A 6,682-nucleotide genomic window follows, 5' to 3' on the forward strand; every position below is an offset into this window, starting at 1 on the left:
ATTACGCAACAAAGCCCACTTTTATGTCCAATTAGGTTTTTTACTCGATTTTAATTCTTATTATGTGACATTTTTGACAGAGTCTAACTGTAGTTAGCTCTACTATTTAGAGTAATTACTCTTAGGTGGGTTTGCACAAACAAATAACTATACCTATTTGTTATGCAATGGTTCCTTATTTAGCGAGATGTCAAATGATAAAAAAAAAATTCACTCTGTTAATCGTCGATGATCACCCCTTAAATATCGGAATTTTAAGCGAAATTTTGTCAAATTTATATAACATCAAAGTAGCAACTAACGGTGTGGTGGCGTTAAAGCTTGCTGAGGATCATCCGAAACCAGATCTAATTGTATTAGATGTAGTAATGCCTAATATGGATGGATTTGAAGTGTGTTCTCGGTTAAAAAACAACCCTCTAACTTCTGATATACCTGTGATATTTGTCACTGCTCAATGTGAAGTACAAAACGAAAACAAGGGGTTTGAAATTGGAGCGGTTGATTATATTGTCAAGCCATATAACCCCTTGATAGTCAAATCAAGGGTTGCTACTCACCTAGCATTGCATAATCAAAAAATCACTTTAGAGGAGGAAGTGCTCGCTAGAACAAAAGAAATAAAGAGAAATCAGCTAGAAATAATTAATTGTTTAAGTAGAGCTGCTGAGTTCAAAGATAACGAAACGGGGATGCACGTTATTAGAATGAGTCATTACAGCCGTATTTTAGCTGAAGCTTTAAATGTAGATAAAAAATGGAGCCAGCTATTGTTTGAAGTTGCTCCAATGCATGATATTGGAAAAATTGGTATATCTGATCATGTCCTTAAGAAAAACGGAAGTTTAAACTCAGATGAGTGGAAGCACATGAAGCAACATGTCGAATATGGAATTAAAATTTTAGGTGACTACTCATCAGAACTAATGGACATGGCGCATCAAGTTATCGAGTTTCACCACGAAAAGTGGGATGGCTCTGGCTATCCGAAAGGGTTAAAAGGTGAAGAAATTCCGCTTTCGGCTAGGGTTGTGATGATTGCTGATGTTTTTGATGCATTAACCAGCGAACGACCTTATAAGGAAGCTTGGTCAACAGAAAAGGCTTTTAACTACTTGCAAGACAATTCCGGTATTCACTTCGATGAAAAATTGGTAAATGTTTTCCTATTACAGAAAGATAAGATATTAGATGTCAAAATTAATTTCGCTGATTAAATGGTGTGTAACATGGATAGTGATTATATTGATCGGTCTATTGATAGCTCGAATAAAATAACATTTGGTTTTTTGTTAGTAGTAATAATTTTAACAGGGCTATGTATAGTTGCATGGGCTAGCTTGAATAAGTTATTTTTTGCAGTTGAACGCTATGACGGCGCGAGTCAAATATTGTTGACATTAGATAGGGCAAGATTGTATGAACTATCTTATACTCGAGACTTAACTAAAGATGCCTCTGATAAAGCAAGAAGTTATATAAATGAAGCGCTTGTTCTATCAAATAATCTTAGCTCTACAAAAAAGGAATATACAGTAAACCTAGAAAATATTAGAAATGAGTTGGAAGTCTATTTAGACAATTTTTCGGCCTACGTTTCATTAAATGAAGACTTGCTCCTTTCTAAAAAGTCAATGGTGAAAAAAGCTCAAGAATCAAGTGACATAATTGATGAGCTTAGAACGATGCAAATGGATTATATCCGCTTTGATACTGACTTAATCGGAGAGTTGCACTTAGAAATTATAAGTACAGAAGAGAGATTTCTGGTTTCAGAAAACATATATTTATCTGCTTTATCAATAAATGAAAGTCTTTTCCGTCTTGCCAATAGTAACGAATATATATTGAACGAAGACGAATTTGAAACGATTCGATCTTTAGCTAGGAATGCGATAAAAATAAAAGAGATAGCTAAAACTCCGAATAGCGAAAAATATATTTCGATTCTATATGAACTGTTTGAAGAGTTTAACTTTAAAATAAATAGCTATAACAGTACAAGAATTCATGAAATAAAATATGAACTGCTCGAACTTTCTAATGAAATAACTAAAATTTCAATTTATCTTAAAAATCTTAAAGAAAAGGAAAGTGAAGAAGCAAAAGAAAAATTGGCAATGGCACAAAATAGGCTTTCAAGACGTGTGGAACTCTCTGGAATGGTAATTTCTTTAGAGCAAAACATAAACTCTTCCAGACAGGCTGATCGAGATTTTTTTATAGCAAATGACTCAGATACGAGAAAGATTTATTCTGGTGTGGTTAGGGAAAGTTTAAAAAATTTAATAACCACATCGAATGAATTAAATTACGGTTTAATTAATGTTGATGAACACAAATTAGCGAGTAGAATAACTCCAGTAGTTAATGATTATAGTAGTGAATTTGGGAAGATCCAATCTATTTCTACGGACCTAATAGATATTTCGAAGCGCATGGTATCTACGGCAATTAACATTGACTCGATACTCATGAATATGAGAAATTCAAGATCAAAAGAAATGATAGAGGCTAAAAATTTAGCTAACTTCATCTCTATAGGCGGTGTTGTCTTTGTTTTTTCAATTTGTCTTCTAGGATATCTTGTTCGAAAGAATGGTAAGGAGCTCAGGGCTCTAACTAAAAATTTAAAGTTTTCTAATGAAAATGTATTAAAGTCAGCAGAGGTGAAATCTAAATTTTTGGCGATGATGAGCCATGAAATTAGAACGCCCATGAATGCAATTATTGGGATGAGTTATTTGGCATTGAAAGGTGATTTAGGTATTAAAGAGCGGAATTATATAGATAAAGTTAACTATTCTGCGAGTTTACTGTTAGGGATAATAAATGATCTTCTTGACTTTTCAAAAATTGAAGCCGGAAAAATGAATATTGAGGAAATTGAGTTTTCGCCTTATAAATTAATTGATGATTATGAAGTTATCGTTAGAAATATGCTAAGGGGAAAGGATATTGACTTAGTTGTTTCAGTGAGAAAAACAGTGCCGAAAATATTGATAGGCGATTTACTACGAATTCACCAAATACTAATGAATCTTACTTCAAATGCTATTAAGTTCACTGATTATGGAAGTGTTAATGTTACGATTGATTCTATTGAAGATGTTAATGGACAGTTTTTTTTAATTATATCTGTAGAAGATAGTGGAATTGGAATGAATGAAGAGCAAATTAGCAATCTTTACACATCTTTTACACAAGCAGATAGCACTACTACACGAAAGTATGGTGGTACTGGATTAGGACTAGCAATCACGAAAAAGCTTGTAGAGTTGATGAACGGAACTATTTCTGTAGAAAGCTGTATGGGAAAAGGATCACAGTTTGAAGTAATACTACCTGTTCTTAAAAAAGACAATATAGTTGGTTCATTAGATTACTATTCAAAAATGATTGTGATTGCTGATACTAAGGAAGATATAACCGATATAAGTAAAGAACTCCTTGAGTATGGAGTAAACCAAGTTGTACACCATGGTTCATCCATCAATATTGATGAGCTTTCTAAATTTGTTGAGTCTGAACCGACACTACTTCTCTTTATAGTTGATGTATTCGACAAGAACTTTATGCTGCATTTGTTAAACATACATAGTCAATTAAAAGATAAGAATATCGATCTATCAGTGATTTCTTATGATGGCTTTGAAATTTCAAAATTCACTATATCTGAAGACTTAGAAATAAATACAATATATAGTCATACCAATAGCGATTTGTTAACTGCCATTAAATTAAATATTTTTAAAGATAATATAAGTATTTTTTGTACAGAAGTTGCAAATAAATTAGATCTATCTGTTACTGGCTCTAGGGTTTTAGTCGTTGAAGATAATGTAATTAATCAAGAATTGGTAGTTGATATACTATCAAGAAAGGGTATAAGCAGTGTTCTTGCAGGACATGGCAAAGAAGCCATTGATATTTTAAAGGATGACAAAGGTTTCGACGTAATTCTGATGGATTGTCAAATGCCTATACTCGATGGTTATGAAGCGACTAGGTTTATAATAAATGACATGTCAATAACGAACATTCCAATAATTGCATTAACCGCTAATGTACTAAAGTCGGATAGAGATAAATCAATTGAATCAGGAATGGTTGATTTTATTAGAAAACCCATTGTAGTGGATGAAATATATGGTGTGGTCCATAAGTGGATTGAACACTCTAGGTTTCATAGTGATTTGAACAAAACACCAATTTTTGAAATTTTGGATATTGAAGGAGTAGATGTCCACAAAGGGATGCTGATTTCAGGACATAACGAAGAGCTTTATACTAGGCTAGTAACAGGTTTTGATAAACAGTATAGAGACAATAAATTTAATCAAATGTCCCCAGAGTTAATTAGTCAAGAAATTCATACGTTGAAAGGAATTTCTGGTAATTTAGGGTTTACTAATCTTTACAAACTATGTAAAGAAATGGAAAAAGATAACATAGAGAATGTTGGTTTTTTATTGAACAGTATTGATAATGAAATAGAGAGAATTTGTAGGTTTATTGATAATATTTCTGTTAAAGAAATACAAGATAAAATTGCTAATCTCGTTGTCGATACAAAGTATGTAAGATTAATTGTTGGATATGCAAGTTCTTGTAATATTGAAGCTATTGTGTGTCTAAACAGTAGTAATGGTAAGGAAATAATGAGTTCACTCGACCCTGTTTTATTCAAAACATTGAATGATGCAATGAGAGATTATGATTTTGATACGATTTCAAATACTTTAATAAAAGAATTTTTATAATTTGGTGTGATATGAATTACAAAAAGAACATTATAGTTATAGATGATCATCCGGTCGTAGCTCAAGCCGTCGTTGATAACATTGAGTCTATATCAATAGATTTCACGGTATCTAGTTTTACTAAGTCTGAGGACGCATATAATTATATTAGAAACTCTGATGTTTTTATTGATTTGATTATCTTAGATGTTCAATTAGATCAAGGTGATGGTTTCTCTTTTTATAGAAGAATAAGGTCAAAGGGGTTTTCTGGTAAATTGATTTTTTTCACGACTTTGGAAGGGGAATCCTATATTGAAGCCGCTAGAAGGCTAGGCGCTGATGGATACTATACCAAGTCGATGTCTTTAAAGTTACTGAAACAAGCAGTGATTAAAGCAATCTATAATAAATGTAAGAGCTTTAATTTTGAAGAGAAGAGCAACATTAAAGTAAAACTTTCGCAAAGAGAGACGTTAGTACTGTCATATTTATTGGATGGTTTAACTAATAAAAAAATAGCAGAAAAATTACATTTGAGCCCAAAAACTATCAGCACATACAAACATCGGTTACTCCAAAAACATGGTGCATCAAGTTTAATTGATTTGGTTAATATTAAGTCATTGAATGATAGATAACCTAAGATAAGCATAAGTCGATCGAGCATTGTATAGGTTTGTTTCTTAAGATTCTGAAAACAGCTTAACCAGTGAGCAAGTATAGTTAATCGCGACTAGATGATAGTCATAATATTATCTGTGCTTGACCCAAATTTCGATTGACTATTTAACTCCACCGCTTTGCCGGTGGGGTTGTTACTTAGGTTTTAGGACTGACTAATTGTGCATTGAGCTTGAGATGTTACAACGCTCAAGTTAGTGAGGCATTGCCAAATGTGAAAGCTGTGAGTAAAGTCCTAGGGCTATGCATGAATATTAGAAACTAACAGGTAGGCTGAGTGGGATAACTACAATCCTTATCTGATTTGATCAACAGCGTCCCTCTAAGCTGTAACTCTATTAAATAAACTCGGGTATCTGCACAAGGAACTATGGGAAGTGAACTTTAGGCGCGAGGTTACCTTTTAGAGCAATATTGCGACAGACCAATTCTAAATAGCTGATCTACAAGTTTATAATTGAAAGCGATATTGTAGTCCGTCCATTTCAGCTTTAGATCCCATAAGACATTGGCTTTGTTGTGTAATTCAATTTAGATAAAGAGCAATCCCTTCTTTTGGCAGAATTAGAGCAATGGATTGTTTAATCCTATAGTAGCGTGACACGCTCTCGTCTCATAAGCGCAATCACCAGAGACCGCAAGGGTGCTTCGGCGTGTGTGTTTCAGTTAGTTCGGAATGACTTCACCATCTGTACTTAGAGCGGCATCAATGATTTCATGAGTGCATGAATCGACTGCAATATACAACTTGCGGCAGACTCTACGCTTGCTATTCGTCCCATGTTTATTACTTTCCATTCGCCTTCTCTATAAACCTAAAGGCCAGTCGCATCGATGGTTGGGTGCTGTCTTAAATGAGACCTCAACTTCCTTTGCTCTACGACTGATGCAAATGTGACTCGAACAACTTAATGGAACATGGGGACGTCTAAATACCAAGTCGATAAACCCTTTCAGCGCTCTCAATGGTAGAGGAAACACTTGTTTCACCATGAGTGTTGTCGTAATGGCCAAATTACAGAATCGACTTGAATCTCCAGCGCTTATTCTGTTTGCTTCGCACCCACCCGCTTATCGCCTCTTCGTCAATTCAAAAGGTTAGAGGCCCAAGGTTAATGACTGATTGGTTGTAATACTTCTAGTTCCGAGGCTTGGCTATAAGGTTGCGAGAGTGAGCGGAAGTATCGGATAGATCGCTAGGTCTGGATTTTTTCCACTTAATTGCGTAACAAAGCCTAGGCTTTGTTGCGTAATTC

The 6,682-nt window shown here is 34.1% G+C and carries 3 protein-coding genes and 2 pseudogenes; 4 read left to right on the forward strand and 1 reads right to left on the reverse strand.

The features are described from left to right. The first annotated feature begins 194 nt into the window (after positions 1-194). The 4 genes and pseudogenes from BCT49_RS05640 to BCT49_RS26105 form a co-directional block, all read left to right on the forward strand. Positions 195-1,217 carry an HD domain-containing phosphohydrolase gene (locus BCT49_RS05640; protein ID WP_102434482.1) on the forward strand — a complete coding sequence of 341 codons (1,023 nt, stop codon included), beginning with the start codon at positions 195-197 and terminating at the stop codon, positions 1,215-1,217. Between the two features lie 12 nt (positions 1,218-1,229). Further along, on the forward strand, positions 1,230-4,763 hold the full coding sequence (locus BCT49_RS05645; protein WP_198595824.1) for an ATP-binding protein: 3,534 nt from the start codon (positions 1,230-1,232) through the stop codon (positions 4,761-4,763). A gap of 11 nt (positions 4,764-4,774) precedes the next feature. Beyond that, the gene (locus tag BCT49_RS05650; protein WP_102434484.1) at positions 4,775-5,383 is read left to right on the forward strand and encodes a response regulator transcription factor; all 609 of its coding nucleotides are present in this window, start codon (positions 4,775-4,777) and stop codon (positions 5,381-5,383) included. A 191-nt stretch (positions 5,384-5,574) separates the two neighbouring features. After that, positions 5,575-5,691 (forward strand): annotated as a pseudogene (locus tag BCT49_RS26105) (IS5/IS1182 family transposase); the annotation flags it as partial. Between the two features lie 270 nt (positions 5,692-5,961). On the opposite strand, the pseudogene BCT49_RS05660 reads toward BCT49_RS26105, so the two are convergent. Then, a pseudogene (locus BCT49_RS05660) lies at positions 5,962-6,543 on the reverse strand (IS5 family transposase); the annotation flags it as partial. Positions 6,544-6,682: the final 139 nt, after the last annotated feature.

The organism is Vibrio lentus, from assembly GCF_002875945.1.
Lineage (GTDB): Bacteria > Pseudomonadota > Gammaproteobacteria > Enterobacterales > Vibrionaceae > Vibrio > Vibrio apostichopi.